This is a genomic window from Lentzea tibetensis (assembly GCF_007845675.1).
GTDB lineage: Bacteria > Actinomycetota > Actinomycetes > Mycobacteriales > Pseudonocardiaceae > Lentzea > Lentzea tibetensis.
In genome coordinates this window covers 88,854-104,144 of the sequence record NZ_VOBR01000028.1, presented here as the reverse complement: position 1 = coordinate 104,144, position 15,291 = coordinate 88,854, and the positions used below count along the sequence as shown (strand labels likewise).

Sequence of the window (15,291 nt, the reverse complement as noted above, 5' to 3'; positions counted from 1 at the left end):
CGCCGATCAGGACGCGGTGGTGAGCGCGGTGTCGCGCAGCTGCCTGCGCGAGCTGATGCCGAGCTTGGTGAAGATCTTGCGCAGGTGCCATTCGACGGTGCGCGGGCTGATGAACAGCCGGGTGCCGATCTCCGGGTTCGAGAGCCCGTCACGGGCGAGCCGGGCGATCTGGAACTCCTGCGCGGTCAGCTCTTCGGCGGCCTCGATCGTCCGCTTGCGCGCGGTCTCACCGGTGGCGAGCAGCTCGCGGCGCGCGCGTTCGGCGAACGCCTCCAGCCCCATCGCCTCGAACGCTTCGTGGGCGGTGCGGAGGTGGTCGCGGCCGTCGACGCGGTGACCTTCGCGGCGCAGCCACTCGCCGAACAGCAGGTGACCGCGAGCGAGCTCGACCCGCACACCGGTGCGGCCCAGCCGTTCGATCGACTGGCGGTGGAGACCGTCCGCTTCGTCGCCGTCGCTCTGCAAGGCTCGTAGCCGGGCTTCGAGACCCAGGGCCCAGTCGGTCGGGGCCGCTTCGGCGTACGAGGACATCCGCGCGACCGCGGCCGCCAGCAGCTCGTCGTCGCCGGTGCGCGACGCCGCTTCGGCCAGTTCGGCGGTGACGAGTCCGCGGTACACCAGGATGTCCTGGGAGAACACCCTGTTCGCGGCGTCACGCGCGGCGTCGTGGCGGCCGAGTCCGTTGTGGAGGATCGCGCTCGCGTAGTCCGCGAACACGAGGACACGGCCCTGGCCGCGCGCCGTCGCCTCGCGTGCGCTGGTCGTGATCAGCTCGACGGCCTGCGCCTCCCGGCCGCGGAGTGCGGCGAGCAGGGGCGCCGCGTACCCGACCGGCGGGGTGCCGGTCACCTCGGCGATCAGGCGGTCTTCTTCGATCAGTGCCTCGGCCGCGACCAGTTCGCCCGCGAGCAGTTCGGTGTCGGCGAGGAAGTTCAGCGCGAACTGCAGCTGCACGAGCGCACCCGTGGCACGGGCGAGCTCGACCTGCCGCGCGGCGAGCGCGCGCCTGGTGTCGAAGTCCCACAGCTCGGTGGCGATCATGCCCGCGGCCCGGTTGCCGAGCAGCCACGGCAGCCTGCCGATGTCCTCGGCGCCGACGTCGAGTGCGCGCACCGCGTCGAGCGCTCGGGTCATGACCGGCGCCGCGGCCGCGTGGCCTTCGGTGAGCCTGGTGGCGAGCGCGTCCAGCACCAGGTCGACCGCGCGCGGCGTGGTGCGTGCCGGGGGAGCGGCCCGTGCGGCCTGCGCCGCGTCCGTGATCTCCGGCCCGGCATCACGGGCCGCCCAGATCGCGGCCGAAAGCGCCTCCAGGTGCGTCTGGCGCGCCTGGTCTGCGTCGAGTGGACAGAGCCGCCGTGCCGCGCTGAGCAGCAACGGAGCCGCCTCGCGGACGCGCCGCTGGTCGAACGCGATGTGGCCGCGCAGGTGCTCCACCTCGGCTGTGCGCATCGGGTCGGGTGGTCCCGCCTCGGCGGCGGCGAGCAGGCGCAGTGCCGCGTCGAGCGCCCCCGCGTCGCGCTTCGCTCTGGCCGCCGCGAGCTCGCGTTGCGCCCGGCACGCGGGGTCGGGGGTGTGCACGGCCGCTTGCTCGAGGAACTCGGCGGCGGCGACCAGCCCGCCGCGCGCCTGCGCCCGGCTCGCCGAGCGTTCGAGGTCGGCCGCGACGTCCTCGTCGGGGACCGTGGTGGCCTGCGCGCGGTGCCACGCCCGGCGGTCGGGGTCGACAGCCGGATCCGTCACCTCCGCCAGCGTCCGGTGCACCTGCTGCCGTTCCCGCGCGGAGGCGGACCGGTAGACCGCCGAGCGCACCAGCGGGTGCCGGAACCGGATCCGCGCCCCGAACTCGATCAGCCCGGTCGCCTCGGCCGCGGCCGCCGGGTCGGCGCCGAGCCCGAGCAGCCCGGCCGCGCGCCACAGCAGGGTGGCGTCACCGAGCGGCTCGGCGGCGGCTGTCAGCAGCAGTTGCCGGGTGTCCGCGGGGAGCGGTTCCAGCTGGCGGATGAAGCTCTGCTCGATGCGTCCGGCCAGCGGCAGCGCACCGGGCTGGGTGAACCCGTCCACCCGCGTCGACGGCAGCTCCAGCAGCGCCAGCGGGTTGCCGCGCGCCTCGGCGACCATCCGGTCGCGGACCCGGCCGTCCAGCGGAACCTTGAGTCGTGAGTCGAGCAGCGCCTGCGCCTCCGGGTCGCTGAGGCCGCGGACAATGAGCTCTGGCAGGCCCGTCAGCTCTCGCTCGCCGCTGGCGTCGCGTACTGCCAGCACCAGTGCGATCCGTTCCGCCAGCAGGCGGCGTGCGACGAACGCGAGTGCTTGTGCGGACACCCTGTCCAGCCATTGGGCGTCGTCTACGAGGCACAGCAGTGGATTCTTGTCGGCCACCTCGGCCAGCAGGGTCAACACCGCCAGGCCCACCAGGAAGCGGTCCGGTGGGTCGCCTGCGGACAGGCCGAACGCCGTGCCCAGTGCGTCGCGCTGCGGGGCGGGGAGGTGGGGGAGGCGGGTGAGGAACGGTGCGCACAGCTGGTGGAGTCCTGCGTAGGGGAGTTCGCGTTCCGACTCGACGCCCGTTGCGCGTGCCAGCTGGTAGTCCGAAGCCTGGTCTCGCACGTAGTCCAGTAGTGCGGTCTTGCCTATTCCTGGCTCGCCGCGCAGTACTAGCGACTGGCCGTGGCCTGCTCGTGCGGCTGTCAGTAGGGCGTCCAGGGTTTCGCACTCGATCTTGCGACCTAGTAGCGGGTGGGGGTGACCTGGACTCGGCATCGGACCGTCCTGCTTCGCGGTGCGGGCGGTTGTGGGGGCTTTGGAACAGTAGCGCGGGGGGGGGGTGGGGAGGGTCTCGCTGATCACCAGAGGTCGCCACATCGACAATGCCCTGTCAAGGCGGAAAAGCTGCCTTGACAGGGCATTGTCGATGTGGCAAGGCTTTGCCTGATCAGCGAGGACCTCCCCACCCCTGGCCCGTTCGGATGCTTGGGATTATTCGGCTGCCGGTTTTGTTGTGGGGCCGCGCCCGTTGGGCAGTGCGGGGGTTGGGAGTGCGGCGGGCGCTCTTTCTTTTGGTATCTGCCGGTTAGGGCGGTGCTCGCTTGGTTCCCGCCGGTTTCGTGGTGCTCCTTTGGTACCCGCCGGTTTGAGTGGTGCTCCCTGGTACCTGCCGGTTGGGTAGGTGCTCGTTTGGCTCGCGCCGGTTTGGCTGGGCTCTCTTGGTTCGTGCCGGTTTTCGCGAAGCTCCCTTGGTACCCGCCGGTGCGCCCGTGCTCGCTGTGCGACCGCTGGTTTCGTTGTGTCCGCTCTGCGCGTGCCTGTGTCGTCGTGGTCGTTGGGGTGTGCTGGCTTCGCTTCGCTCGCGGGGGTCTGCGCCACGCCGCACCAGTTGCGTGTTCCCGCACCCTTGATTCGTGGGTGAGTGCGGCTGCGTGGCCGGGGATTGTCGGTGCTGGCTGAGAGCATCGATTCGGGGGGTTCTCACGTGCGGGGACGCCTGCGTGAGCGTGGCTGCATCCCACGCGCAACAGGCGGTTGCCTGGTGGGGTTCCGTGGCCCCCCGCCCGGCATCGACCGGGGACACCCGCACCCGTGCCAGCACCCTGGTGGTGCGAGGCCAGGGTGTTTCCCAGGGGCGATGGGACCGGCCGGAGGACCACTGTTGCCATGTGGCGCTCGAACAAGCCACAAGGACAGCAGCGAAGGAGTTCCGATCATGGACATGAAGTTCGAGGTCGCGGTCCTGCCCGTCTCCGACGTCGACCGGGCCGAGCACTTCTACAAGACGCTGGGATGGCGGCTGGACGCTGATTTCGTTGGTGACGACGGCTTCCGCGTCGTGCAGTTGACCCCGCCCGGCTCGCAGGCGTCGATCATCTTCGGCAACCGGGTCACCTCGGCCGTGCCCGGATCCGTGCAGGGCCTGCACCTCGTCGTCACCGACGTCGAGGCTGCCAGGGCCGAGCTCGTCGGGCACGGCGTGCAAGTCAGCGAGGTCTTCCACGACGCGAACGGCATCTTCCACCGCGCCGGCACCGAAGGCCGGGTCGCGGGGCCGGACCCTGAGCGCCGCAGCTACTCGTCGTACGCCTCTTTCAGCGACCCGGACGGCAACGGCTGGGTGCTGCAGGAGATCACCACGCGTCTGCCTGGGCGGTGAAGATCGTGGCTGACTTCGACGTCATCGTCATCGGTGGTGGCGCGCCCGGTGAGCACACCGCGGCCGCCATCGCCGCCGGCGGCCTCCGGGTCGCGATCGTGGAACGGGAGCTGCTCGGGGGCGAGTGCTCGTACTGGGCGTGCATCCCGTCTAAGACGCTGCTGCGTCCTGGTGAGGCGGTCGCCGCTGCTCGCACCGTGCCTGGCGCGAGTGAAGCGGTCACCGGGCCCGTCGACGCGTCCGCTGTGCTGGCCTGGCGTGACTTCATGGTCTCGAAGTACTCCGACGCTGGCCAGGAGACGTGGGCGCGCGACGCGGGGATCGAGGTGTTGCGCGGCGAAGGTCGTCTCGCGGGGCCGCGCACCGTCGCGGTGGGCGAGCGGAGTTACTCGGCCGAGCACGTCGTGATCGCCACCGGGTCGGACCCGGTTGTTCCGCCGGTTCCCGGGTTGCGTGACCTGCCTGGGGTGTGGACCAACCGGGAAGCTACCGGTGTCGAGGAGATTCCGCGGCGGCTGCTCGTTCTCGGGGCCGGGCCCACCGGCGTTGAGATGGCACAGGCGTTCACGCGTCTCGGTGCCACCGTCACGCTCGTGGACGGTGCCGAGCACGTGCTGCCCCGCGAACCCCGCGCGGTCGGCGAGGCGCTGGGCGAAGCGTTGAGTGCGGACGGGATCGAGCTTCGGCTGGGACAGCACGCCAGTTCGGCCGGACTGGACGCCGGTGAGTACGTGCTCGACTTCCCGGACGGCACGCGGCTGCGCGGCGACAAGCTCCTCGTCGCCACCGGCAGGCGTCCGCGGGTTGCCGGGATCGGGCTCGAGACCGTCGGCATCGAGGCCGACTCGCGCGGCATCCACGTCGACGACCGCATGGCCGCGGGCGAGGGGTTGTGGGCCGTCGGCGACGTCACCGGGCAGTGGAACCTGACCCACGTCGGCGAGTACCACGGCCGGGTGGTGGCCGCGAACATCCTGGGCCAGCAGCGAACCATCAACTACGACGCCGTCCCGCGCGTGGTGTTCACCGAACCGCAGGCGGCCGCCGTCGGTGCCGCCGACGGACGCTTCACCGCGACCGTTCAGCTGTCCGGCGTCGCTCGCACGGCGACCTACACCCGTGACTACGACAAGCGGCCCGGCTTCCTCACCCTGGTCTCCGACGGCGAACGGCTCACCGGCGCGCACGCCGTCGGGCCCGAGGCTGGCGAATGGCTCCAGCAGGCAACGGTCGCGATCCGCGCCCAGGTGCCGCTGTCCGTGCTGCTCGACGTGATTCAGCCGTTCCCGACGTTCTCCGAGGCCTTCATGCACGGCCTGCGCGACCTCGACACCCAGGTGCGGGCCGCCTCCTGAGAGGAGAGGCGATGTTCTACCCAGATCAAGTCCCGACGCCGAACGCCTGGCGTGAGCTCCGGTCGCTGCTGCGGGCGTTGACCCGCAAGACATCAGGAGAAACCGATGCGTGAACCTCAACTGCTCGGACAGAGGGTGGTCCTGATCGGCGGCAGCGCGGGCATCGGCCTCGCCACGGCCAGGCTGGCTCGCGCGGAAGGAGCCGACGTCATCCTGACCGGCCGCGATCCCGACCGCCTCGAGCGAGCCGCGCGCGAGTTGGACGCGTTGAGCCACAAGGCTTTCGACGCCACCGACTTCGCCCGCCTCGACGAGTTCTTCGCGGACCTGCCGACACCCGTCGACCACGTGCTGGTCACCGCCGGAGGCCCGTACTACGCACCGCTGGCCGACATCGACTTCAAGCAGGCGCAGCACATCGTCGACCAACACCTGTTGCTACCGCTGCACATCGCGCGCAACGCGGTCGGCAAGGTCCGGCCGTCGGGCACGCTGCTGTTCGTGGGCGGCACCAACGCCCGCCGTCCGCAGGCGGGCCTGGCGGTCATGTCGGCGCTCACCGCGGCACTGCCCGCGATGACCGCCAACCTCGCACTAGAACTGGCGCCGATCCGGGTGAACCTGATCGCCGCCGGTTTCGTCGACACCCCGCTGTCCGCGGCACTGCTGGGCGACCAGCTCGACCACCGCCGCGACCAACTCCGCGCCACGCTCCCGATTCGACGCGTCGTCGAAGCGAGCGACGTCGCCGCACTCGCCGTGCACCTCATGGCGAACACGGCACTCACCGGCGCGACCTACGACATCGACGGCGGGCAACAGCTCGCCGCCGGCTGAACACAGATGAGAGGCTGAGATGAGCACCACGGAAGTCCGGAGCAACGACCTCGCCGAGGGCGCGGACGTCAAGAACATCGACATGAAGCTCGAGGTAGTGGTCATTCCCGTGTCGGACGTCGACCGGGCGAAGGAGTTCTACGGCCGCCTGGGCTGGCGGGTGGACGTCACACCGCCCGGCGTCGTCCAGTTGACGCCCCACGGTTCAGCGTCGTCAGTCCAGTTCGGAACGACGCTCACGACGGCCACACCCGGTTCCGGCAAGGGCTACCTGATCGTCTCCGACATCGTGGCCGCCAGGGACGCGATCGTCGCCGCGGGCGTCGAGGTGGGCGAGATCTTCCACAGCGGACCGGACGGCCCGGCCCCCGGCCTGGATCCCGAACGCCGCACCTACCGCTCGCGCGCCGTGTTCAACGACCCCGACGGCAACGAGTGGTTGCTGCAGGAGGTCACGACGCGCCTCCCCGGACGCGTGGAGGCCGAGACCACATACGGCTCCTCGAGCGATCTGGCGAACGCGATGCGCCGCGCGGCGGCCGCGCACGGCGAGCACGAGAAGCGCACCGGTGAGGCCGATGTGAACTGGCCCGACTGGTACGCGGAGTACATGGTGGCTGAGCAGGCGGGGACCGAACTGCCGTTGTGACCGGCAGCGCAACCACGTGAGCGTGGCGGGCATCGGTTGCCGCCACGCTCACGCAGGCGTCCCCCGTGTGTGAGAACCCCCCGAATCGATGCTCTCAGCCAGCACCGACAATCCCCGGCCACGCAGCCGCACGAATCAGGGGCGCGCGAACACGCAACTAGAGCGGTGTGGCGCAGACCCCGCGAGCGAAGCGAAGCCAGCACACCCCAGCGACCACGACGACACAGGCACGCGCAGAGCGGACACAACGAAACCAGCGGTCGCACAGCGAGCACGGGCGAACCGGCGGGTACCAAGAGAGCCCAGCAAAACCGGCAGGCACCAAGCGAGCACCGCCGAAACCGGCAGATACCAAGAGAAAAGAGCGCCCGCCGCACTCCCAACCCCCGCACTGCCAACCGGGCGCGGCCCCCGAGCACAAACCGACAGCCGAACAATCCCAAGCATCCGAAGGGCCGGGGTGGGGAGGGGCTCGCGGATCAGGCGCAGCCTTGCCATATTTTCAGGTGGGGGTCAAGACGTCTTTTTGTCTTGACCCCCACCTGAAAATATGGCCACCTCTGGTGATCCGCGAGCCCCTCCCCACCCACACCGCAAAGAAGCCGTAACGAAGCTCGCGGAGGTCGAGGCCGCGCTCGCCGAGCACTGGACCGCCACCGTGCCGTCACCGCGGATCCGGCTGGAGCTGACACTCCACCGCTGACACTCCACCGCTGACACTCGACCGCTGACACTCGACCGCTGACACTCGACCGCTGACACTCGACCGCTGACACTCGACCGCTGACACTCGACCGCTGACACTCGACCGCTGACACTCGACCGCTGACACTCGACCGCTGACACTCCACCGCTGACACTCCACCGCTGACGGTCCACCGGGGGACGGCGTGCACCCCCGGCGGACCGACATCGCGGCTGTCAGCCGATGTTCAGCCGGAACTCCTGGTTCTCCGCACCAGCCACGCAGTTCCACAGCTGCAGGACCACGCGGTCGTCGTGGCTGTAGTTCGGCACGTCGATGCAGCGGCCGCTGAACCGGTTGACGAACTTGACGTACCCGTTGCCGAGCTCGGTCAGCCGGAACTGCTGGGTCTGGCTGCCGTTGCAGTTGAACTGCTGGGTGCGCGCGCCGAGCCAGCTGCCGCCGTACTCGATGTCGACGCACTTGCGGCTGCTCTGGTTCTGGACCTCGTAGTAGCCGTCGGTGTTCTGCAGGAACAGGAACTTCGCCGCGGGCGTGTTGTCGCAGCGGTACTGCTGGATCCACGCGCCGTTGGAGCCGGAGCCGCCCGCGACGTTGATGCACTTGCCGCTGTTGCGGTTGATCGCTTCGGCGTAGAACGCGCCGGGGAGGCTCGCGGGCTTGATGACGGCGGCGGCGCCCGTGGCCGCGGTGGCGGGTGCGGCGGCTCCCAGCGCCGCCGCGATCGCCAGCCCGGCGGCTACGGCGAGTCCGCGGACAACGAGTCTCTTGCTCATGGTTCGGTCTCCCTCTGCGTATACCCAGCTGTGTGCGGGGCGACGCAAAGCTAGGCAGCCGATTCGGGTCCGGGTAAGGGCACGAGCGGCCAATGGCCAGTACCGGCCAAGCGCGCGTGACCGGATTCGGTCACTGTCCAGATCCGGTCGTCGATCACGGGTTCTCCAACGGCGTGCGGTGCGTAGTCTCGGCCGCCGGTAGGTGTTCGCCTGGTTCGAAGGAAGATGATGAGATCGTTGCGTTTCTGGCTCCACCGCTGCATTTCCGTCGCTGTCATCGCGATGAGCGCGACGGTGGTCACGCCCGCGCTTGCTGATCCGCCGCCGGATCCGTGCGCGCTGTGGGAGCGCCAGGTCTACGCGATCACGACGGCGGGCGGTCTCGTCGAGCACAGGTTCTGCCTCGAGACGAACCGGGACGCGTCGCGCTGGGCTGGCGAACAGGTCGTCGCGAGAGAGGGCTGGGCGGACGTCGCCGCGGTGTTCTGGTCGGGGGTGCGGCACGGCACCGGCGTGTACTACCGGGTCTCGGCCACGACCGGCGGGCTGTACTGGTCAGCTGATCTCTTGTCGTGGCAACAGGTTGGCGCGTCCGACTGGCGCGGGTTCACGTCGCTGATCTCCACGGAGCCCGGTGTCATCTACGGCACGGACAAGGCCGGCGCGGTGCACCGCTGGGTCCACTCGGGCTGGCAGGACGGCGCGGACACGTGGGACGGCGAGAGGATCGTCGCGCTGTCCGGCGCGAGCAGGCTGATCGGCGACACCCGCGAGGGGATCATCGGCCTCACCGGCGACGGGACGGTGACGGCGTGGACGGCGACGGGTCGCGTCGTCGGCAGGACCAAGCTGCGGATCACCGTGCCGGACATCGTTGCGCCGGAGCAGATCGTCGCGTTCGACCTCAGCCCGAAGTACCCGACGTCGGCCTTCGCGATCACCACCACGGGCAGGCTGGCCGTGCTGATGCCCACCAGCTGCGAGAGCAACAACCGCGTCTGGCGGGTCGACGAGGAGAAGGGTTCCGGCTACCGCAAGGTCTTCACCGGTGGCTACGTCGCGAACGGCCAGGGCCCGGTCGAGTGGCAGTGCGTCGCACCTGGCCCCGGACCTCAGTGATAGTCGAGCCAGCCGTCGCGCACGATGATGGCGGTCGCGGTGATCCGGTTGTCCACGCCGACGAACTCGAGCGCGGCGGAGATGTGCCTGCGCACGGTCCGTTCGCTCACGTCGAGGTGCCGCGCGATCGCCGCGTCCGTCATGCCGCTGATCATGAGCCGCAGCACGCCGCGCTGGTGCGCGGAGAACTTGCTCTCCACACCCGTGTCGTTCAACGGCAGCGCCCGGCCCCACAACAGCTCGAAGTACATGCGCAGCGCGGACACGATCACCGGCGCGCGGACCAGCACGGCACCCTCCATGCCGGTCCGGTCGACGGGGAGCAACGCCGCGCGGTCGTCGACCAGCACCATCTTCATCGGCAGTGAAGGCAGCACCCGCAGCTGCCAGCCGCCTTCCGCGCACCGCCGGATCATCTCGCCGGCGAACGGCATGTCCAGCACGGGCCGCGCGTAGATGTTGCGGAACCGCACCCCGCGTTCGAGCACCTCGGCGGGCGGCACCTTGGCCGACCGCCCGTCGGGCGGGTTGCGGTAGTGCTCGGTCTCGAGGTTCGAGAACTCGCGTTCGGCGGACAGGCACAGCTCCACCGACAGCGCCCCGATCTCGGCCGGATCGGTGTACACCCGGATCGCGGTGTCGTGCTCGTCCGCGTTCGCGACGTAAGACCGTTGCAGCACGTCCATCTGCTCGCGGACGCGCACGATCGTCCGGTGCTGGTCCAACAGCTTGCGCTGCATGCTGATCAGCGCCTGGTCGACCGCCCGCGACGGCTCGACGGGCACGATCACCGGCTCGCCGACGAACCTCCTGCGTGCGAACCCGGCGTCGACGAGCTCCTCGACCTCGGGTGAGTCGGCCAGCTCGGGGTGCTCGGCGATGCGCAACGGGCCCGTGGACAGCAACCGCTGGTAGAGCTCGGCTGCCGGACCTCGCAGCAAACCGGCCAGCAGCTCCGACATCCCCGCTCCCTCCGCAACCGCGAGCAAGCCTCGCATTGCGCCGAGAACCTATCTGATCACCTCGTGCGCGGCGGTGAGTTCGGTGCGACTGCGCCGTTCGCCGGCATCACCCGGTGGCCGCGGACTCCCCGTGTTGCTCGCCTTGCCTGGGACGGCGCGTGAGGACCAGCGGACCGTCCTCGGTGATCGCGACGGTGTGCTCGGAGTGGGCGGTGCGCGACCCGTCGGCGGAGCGGATGGTCCAGCCGTCCGGATCGAACGCGATCTCGTTGGTGGTGCGGGCCAGCCAGGGCTCGATCGCGATGGTCAGGCCGGGGTGCAGCGTCAGCCCGCGGCCGCGGCGGCCGTCGTTGGGCACGTGCGGGGACTCGTGCATGGTGCGGCCGATGCCGTGTCCGCCGAACTCGAGGTTGACCGCGTAGCCGAACTCCGTGGCGACCTCGCCGATCGACGCCGAGACGTCACCGAGGCGGTTGCCCGGCTGGGCTGCCTCGATCGCGGCCTCCAGCGCCACCTCGGTGGCGTGGATCAGGTGGAGATCTTCCTCCGCGGGGGTGCCGACGATGATCGAGCACGCCGAGTCCGCGACCCAGCCGTCGATGCTCACCGCCATGTCCATGGTCAGCAGGTCGCCGTCGCGCAGGACGTAGTCGTGGGGGAGTCCGTGCAGGACCGCGTCGTTGACCGACAGGCAGATGACGTTGCGGAACGGGCCGCGGCCGAACGACGGCGCGTAGTCCCAGTAGCAGGACTCGGCCCCGCGCTCCTCGATCAGGCGGCGGGCGTGGCGTTCGAGGTCGAGCAGGTTGACGCCGACGGCGGCGACGGTGGTGAGCTCGTCGAGCACCTCGCCGACGAACTGGCCGGTGGTGTGCATGCGCCCGATCTCCTCGGGTGACTTGAGCTCGATCAAGAGGTCCTCCGTGCGGCGGTGGGTGGTATAACTATACCGTCTACCGTAGCCTGAACCCATGGTTCGCCGTCCACTCACCTCCGCGCAGATCGACGCAGGCAGGCGCCTCGGTGCCGCGCTGAGACGGGCGCGCGGCGGGCGCGGCCTCTGCGACGTGGCCGTGGCGGCGGGCATCTCGCCCGAGACGCTCCGCAAGATCGAGACCGGCCGGCTGCCCACCCCCGCGTTCGCCACGATCGTCGCCCTCAGCGACGCGCTGTGCATCCGGCTGGACGACCTGGCCGCGGCGTGGCGGCCCGAGATCACCGGGACAGTGCTGGGGCGCGCGGTGTGAGCTCCGCGGCGAACAGGCGCATCAGCGGCGGCAGCCGGTAGGTGTCGCACTCGGCCCATTCGGCGAGACCGAGGCCGACCAAGTGGTCCAGCGCGGCCTCGACCTCCATGACGCACGCCCCGAGCGCGGCGGACGCGTCGGCGGCGCCGCACACGTCGAAACCGGGCCTGCCCAGCAGGCGGAAGGCGCTGGCCACCTGCCGCGGCGGTCGAGGGCGTGGCCGGCGGCGCAGGCGATCGCGCTGGTCGTGGCGCTCGGCGCGGTGAGCGGGATGGTCGCGGAGTCGGCGGTGGTCGACGCGCGGTCCCGGTTGCGGTGTCCCGCGTTCGCGGTCGACCCCGAGGTGCGCGAGCTGGCCACGACGCACGGCCACTGTCCCCTGGGGGACACGGCGACCGACGTGACCGGCTACTCGCACACGCCCGTTGGTGACAGGGGCGTCATCTGGGAGGACTCGTACCGGATTCCGGGACTGGGCTTGGTGATCATCCCGCACGAGCTCGCGCTGGCGTGGCACGCCGACCTCGCGGCGCTGGAGCCACCGGTCGACTACGTGCGCCCCGACGGAGAGCTCCGGTTCCTGAACTTCCAGGGCGGTCACCTCGTCGGCGGGCCCATCACGTCGACCGGTGTCCACCTGCGGCGGATCGTCCTCGGCGAACGCTACGCACCCGTCAGCCGGGTCGGCGACTGCCCGACCGCGGACCGGCCGTGCGTCGTGTCCGTCGAACGCACAGCGGACACCGTCACGGTCGTGTGGAGCTTTCCGGACGCCGACGCGTTCAACATCCAGTGGTGGGAGGAACGCTCACCTCCGACCAAGGGCGTCGAGGTCGCGGCCCGCCGCTTCACGTTGCGGGGCGCCGATCCCGCGCGCATGTACGGGTTCACGATCGAGGCCTGCGCCAAGCGGTTCCTCGGTCGCTCCACCTGCACCCCCTGGTCGCCGACGATCGTCGTGCCCGCGTCGCTCTAGTGCATTTATTAGCTGGAGAGCGCTTAGCGTTTTCGCGGGCCGCGCGTTGTTCGCCGTCGTTCTCCGAGAGGGATTGTGTTGGCTGTCGAAGCCGAGATGGGCCGACGAGACCGAACAGCGGGGTCCGACCGGGACTTCCCGCTGTTCTGGTCGAGCCAGACGGCGGGTGCCGTCGGCGACCGGCTCACCGGCTTCATCATGCCGACGACCGCCATCCTGCTGCTGGACGCCTCGGACGCGCAGGTGGGCGCGGTGGCCGCCGCGGGATGGCTGGCCTATCCGCTGTTCGGCCTGTTCGCGGGGGCGTTGCTCGCGCACGCGCGGGTGCGGCGGGTGATGGTGGGCACGGAGCTGGTGCGGTTCTGCGTGTTCGCGGGGGTCGCGCTGGCGGTGGCCGCCGGGTGGGTCCACTCGGCGGGCGTGCTCGTGGCCGCGGTGGCCGTCGCCGGGGTCGCCACGGTGTTCACCGACATCTCCGGCCAGATGTACCTGCCCGCACTCGTCGGACCGGAACGGTTGCTGGGGGCCAACTCCCGGCTGCAGAGCACGGACAGCGCGTCGAAGCTCGCCGGACCCGCGGCGGCGGGCGCGGTCATCGGCGCCTTCGGTCCGGTCGTGGCGCTGGCGCTGGGAGCACTGCCGTTCCTGGTGTCGGCCTTCGGGCGCAGCCGGATCTCCGCCGACCCGGAACCGGTTCGCTCCCGTGAGCCGGTGTTCCAGCGGGTGCGCGAGGGATTCCGTTACACCAGTGAGCATCCCGTGCTCGGCCGGTTGGCGCTCAGCTCGGCCGTGCGGATGTTCGGCACCGGTGTGGTGGACACGGCGTTGCTGTTGTACGCCTACCGCGAGCTCCGCATGAGCAGCACCGCGACCGGCCTGCTGCTCGCGGTGGGCGCGGCGTGCGCGTTGGCGGGCGTGGTGTTCGTCGGGCCCGCGGTTCGTGCACTGGGACTGCGCGGCGCGCTTCGTTGCACGGCGCTGGAAGGCCTGGTGTGGTGCGCGGTTCCGTTGTGCCTGGTCGTCCCGGCGCCGGTCGCGGTGCTGTTCACGATCAGGGCGTTGTCGGCCGTGTGGATCCCGGCGTGGGCCGTGATCAACCTGAGCGTCCGGCAGCGGCTGGCGCCTGCTGACCGGCAGAGCACGGTCCTCGCCACCGCGCGGGTGCTGGCCTCGTCGGCCGTCCCGCTGGGGGCGTTGACCGCCGGAATCGTCACCGACGTCCTCCGGGACGTGGTCGGTGGCTCGCGCACGCTGGTCTCGGTGATCGCGGTGGGCGGGGTGTGCATCGCCGTCGCTGTTCTGCTGCTCCCGCAGGGGATTCCGAACGACGCTGAGGAGGACTGATGCACCCGAGGACCACTCGGACGCTGAACGTCAAGGAGTTCGCGGACATCAAGCACACGGTGTCCATCCGCTCCTCGGCCCGCAAGAACCTGCTCGCCGACCCCGGCTACGCCGCGCCGCTGCCGCAGGAGGTGAGCCTGCAGCTCACCTACCGCTGCAACCTGCGCTGCACGCACTGCTACCAGTGGAACGAACAGGGCTTCTTCCGCGACTTCAGCCCCGTCAAGCAGCGCACCGAGCTGGCGATGGAGGTCGTCGAGGACGTGCTGCGGGCGACCGCCCCGCGCCGGTCGAAGCTGTTCCTCTGGGGTGGTGAACCCCTCATGCACACCAGGTTCAACGAGGTCGTCGACCTGCTGGAGCGCTACCCGCGCACGGTCAACATGTGCACGAACGGGTTGCTGTTCAAGCGGAAGCTCGACGACTTGCTGCGGATCGGGGAGAACCTCAATCTGCTGGTCAGCCTCGACGGGCTCGGTGACGACCACGAGGCGTTGCGCGGCAAGGGGACCTTCCGCAGGACGACCGAGAACATCCAGCGGATGCTCGACCTCAAGCGCGACGGTTCGTTCGGTGGCGAAGTCTCGTTGTCCTGCATGGTCTCCCACGTCACCGTCGGCAAGATGTACGAGTTCATGGAGTGGGCAGAGGAACTGGGCGTCAACACGGTGTACTTCCAGTTCCCGTGGTACATCAGCCCTGAGGTCGCGGGCGCGATGGACGAGCTGTACGAGCGCTCGTTCGCCTGGCTCGACAACGACACCGGCACGCGCAAGCCGACGTGGCACTCCTACACCTACCAGCTCCCGCCGGAGCAGCTGCCCGTGCTGCGGGAGTCGATGGCCAGGCTGGCGAGCAGGCCGTGGCACGTGCGGGTGCGCTACCAGCCGCAGCTCGAGGCCGACGAGGTGGAGGACTTCATCCTCGGCACGTCACGGCCCGCCCAGCACCGCAACAAGTGCCTCGCGGTGTCCAACCGGCTCGAGGTGCACGCCGACGGCAACGTCAGCTCGTGCAAGTTCTTCCCGGAGTTCGTCGTCGGCAACCTGTACGAGTCCGCTGTGGATGAACTGTGGCAGAGCAGTGCGTTCCGCTCCGTGCGGGAGATCCTGTCCGCGAGCGGCATGATGCCGGTCTGCTCGAAGTGCATCCTCCTCTACCTGAACGGAGTGTGAG

The 15,291-nt window shown here is 70.1% G+C and carries 14 protein-coding genes; 9 read left to right on the top strand and 5 right to left on the bottom strand.

Translation table 11 applies throughout. The features are described from left to right. Nucleotides 1-6 precede the first annotated feature (6 nt). Nucleotides 7-2,760, bottom strand: coding sequence for a helix-turn-helix transcriptional regulator (locus tag FKR81_RS33805; protein ID WP_146358296.1), 2,754 nt, complete (start codon nt 2,758-2,760; stop codon nt 7-9). A gap of 940 nt (nt 2,761-3,700) precedes the next feature. Between FKR81_RS33805 and FKR81_RS33800 the strand changes: the two genes are divergently transcribed. The 4 genes from FKR81_RS33800 (at nt 3,701) to FKR81_RS33785 (ending at nt 6,985) form a co-directional block, all read left to right on the top strand. Then, nucleotides 3,701-4,144 carry a VOC family protein gene (locus tag FKR81_RS33800; protein ID WP_146358295.1) on the top strand — a complete coding sequence of 148 codons (444 nt, stop codon included), beginning with the start codon at nt 3,701-3,703 and terminating at the stop codon, nt 4,142-4,144. A 5-nt stretch (nt 4,145-4,149) separates the two neighbouring features. After that, nucleotides 4,150-5,499: a dihydrolipoyl dehydrogenase family protein gene (locus FKR81_RS33795; RefSeq protein WP_235921943.1), complete on the top strand. Its 1,350-nt coding sequence runs from the start codon at nt 4,150-4,152 to the stop codon at nt 5,497-5,499. Nucleotides 5,500-5,604: 105 nt separating this feature from the next. Then, complete coding sequence (locus FKR81_RS33790) at nt 5,605-6,336, top strand: SDR family oxidoreductase (RefSeq protein ID WP_146358294.1); 732 nt, start codon at nt 5,605-5,607, stop codon at nt 6,334-6,336. Between the two features lie 19 nt (nt 6,337-6,355). Further along, entirely contained in the window at nt 6,356-6,985 is a 630-nt protein-coding gene (locus FKR81_RS33785) for a VOC family protein (protein WP_146358293.1), read from the top strand. A 921-nt stretch (nt 6,986-7,906) separates the two neighbouring features. Here FKR81_RS33785 and FKR81_RS33775 read toward each other — a convergent pair. After that, nucleotides 7,907-8,467, bottom strand: a complete 561-nt coding sequence (locus tag FKR81_RS33775) for an RICIN domain-containing protein (protein ID WP_146358292.1) — start codon at nt 8,465-8,467, stop codon at nt 7,907-7,909. Nucleotides 8,468-8,749: 282 nt separating this feature from the next. On the opposite strand from FKR81_RS33775, the gene FKR81_RS33770 reads away from it, so the two are divergent. Then, nucleotides 8,750-9,586 carry a hypothetical protein gene (locus FKR81_RS33770; RefSeq protein WP_146358291.1) on the top strand — a complete coding sequence of 279 codons (837 nt, stop codon included), beginning with the start codon at nt 8,750-8,752 and terminating at the stop codon, nt 9,584-9,586. Here FKR81_RS33770 and FKR81_RS33765 read toward each other — a convergent pair. Together FKR81_RS33765 and map are read right to left on the bottom strand one after the other, a co-directional pair. After that, a complete protein-coding gene (locus FKR81_RS33765) occupies nt 9,580-10,548 on the bottom strand; it encodes a LuxR C-terminal-related transcriptional regulator (RefSeq protein ID WP_186763333.1) in 969 nt (322 codons plus the stop codon). The genes FKR81_RS33770 and FKR81_RS33765 overlap by 7 nt on opposite strands. A gap of 106 nt (nt 10,549-10,654) precedes the next feature. Next, nucleotides 10,655-11,461, bottom strand: coding sequence for a type I methionyl aminopeptidase (gene map / locus FKR81_RS33760; protein WP_146358289.1), 807 nt, complete (start codon nt 11,459-11,461; stop codon nt 10,655-10,657). A 58-nt stretch (nt 11,462-11,519) separates the two neighbouring features. Here map and FKR81_RS33755 point away from each other — a divergent pair, with 58 nt between their 5' ends. Then, entirely contained in the window at nt 11,520-11,795 is a 276-nt protein-coding gene (locus FKR81_RS33755; protein ID WP_146358288.1) for a helix-turn-helix domain-containing protein, read from the top strand. Here the strand turns inward: FKR81_RS33755 and FKR81_RS33750 are convergent. Continuing rightward, nucleotides 11,764-11,991, bottom strand: coding sequence for a hypothetical protein (locus FKR81_RS33750; RefSeq protein ID WP_146358287.1), 228 nt, complete (start codon nt 11,989-11,991; stop codon nt 11,764-11,766). The two genes, FKR81_RS33755 and FKR81_RS33750, sit on opposite strands and share 32 nt — an antisense overlap. A 51-nt stretch (nt 11,992-12,042) precedes the next feature. Between FKR81_RS33750 and FKR81_RS33745 the strand changes: the two genes are divergently transcribed. The 3 genes from FKR81_RS33745 to FKR81_RS33735 all read left to right on the top strand — a co-directional run bounded on the left by FKR81_RS33745 (nt 12,043) and on the right by FKR81_RS33735 (nt 15,290). After that, nucleotides 12,043-12,771: a fibronectin type III domain-containing protein gene (locus FKR81_RS33745; RefSeq protein ID WP_146358286.1), complete on the top strand. Its 729-nt coding sequence runs from the start codon at nt 12,043-12,045 to the stop codon at nt 12,769-12,771. A gap of 96 nt (nt 12,772-12,867) precedes the next feature. Continuing rightward, nucleotides 12,868-14,115 (top strand): MFS transporter, encoded by a 1,248-nt coding sequence (locus tag FKR81_RS33740; protein ID WP_146358285.1) that lies wholly within the window; start codon nt 12,868-12,870, stop codon nt 14,113-14,115. Beyond that, nucleotides 14,115-15,290, top strand: coding sequence for a radical SAM protein (locus tag FKR81_RS33735; protein WP_186763332.1), 1,176 nt, complete (start codon nt 14,115-14,117; stop codon nt 15,288-15,290). Before FKR81_RS33740 ends, FKR81_RS33735 begins: the two co-directional genes overlap by 1 nt. Nucleotide 15,291: the final 1 nt, after the last annotated feature.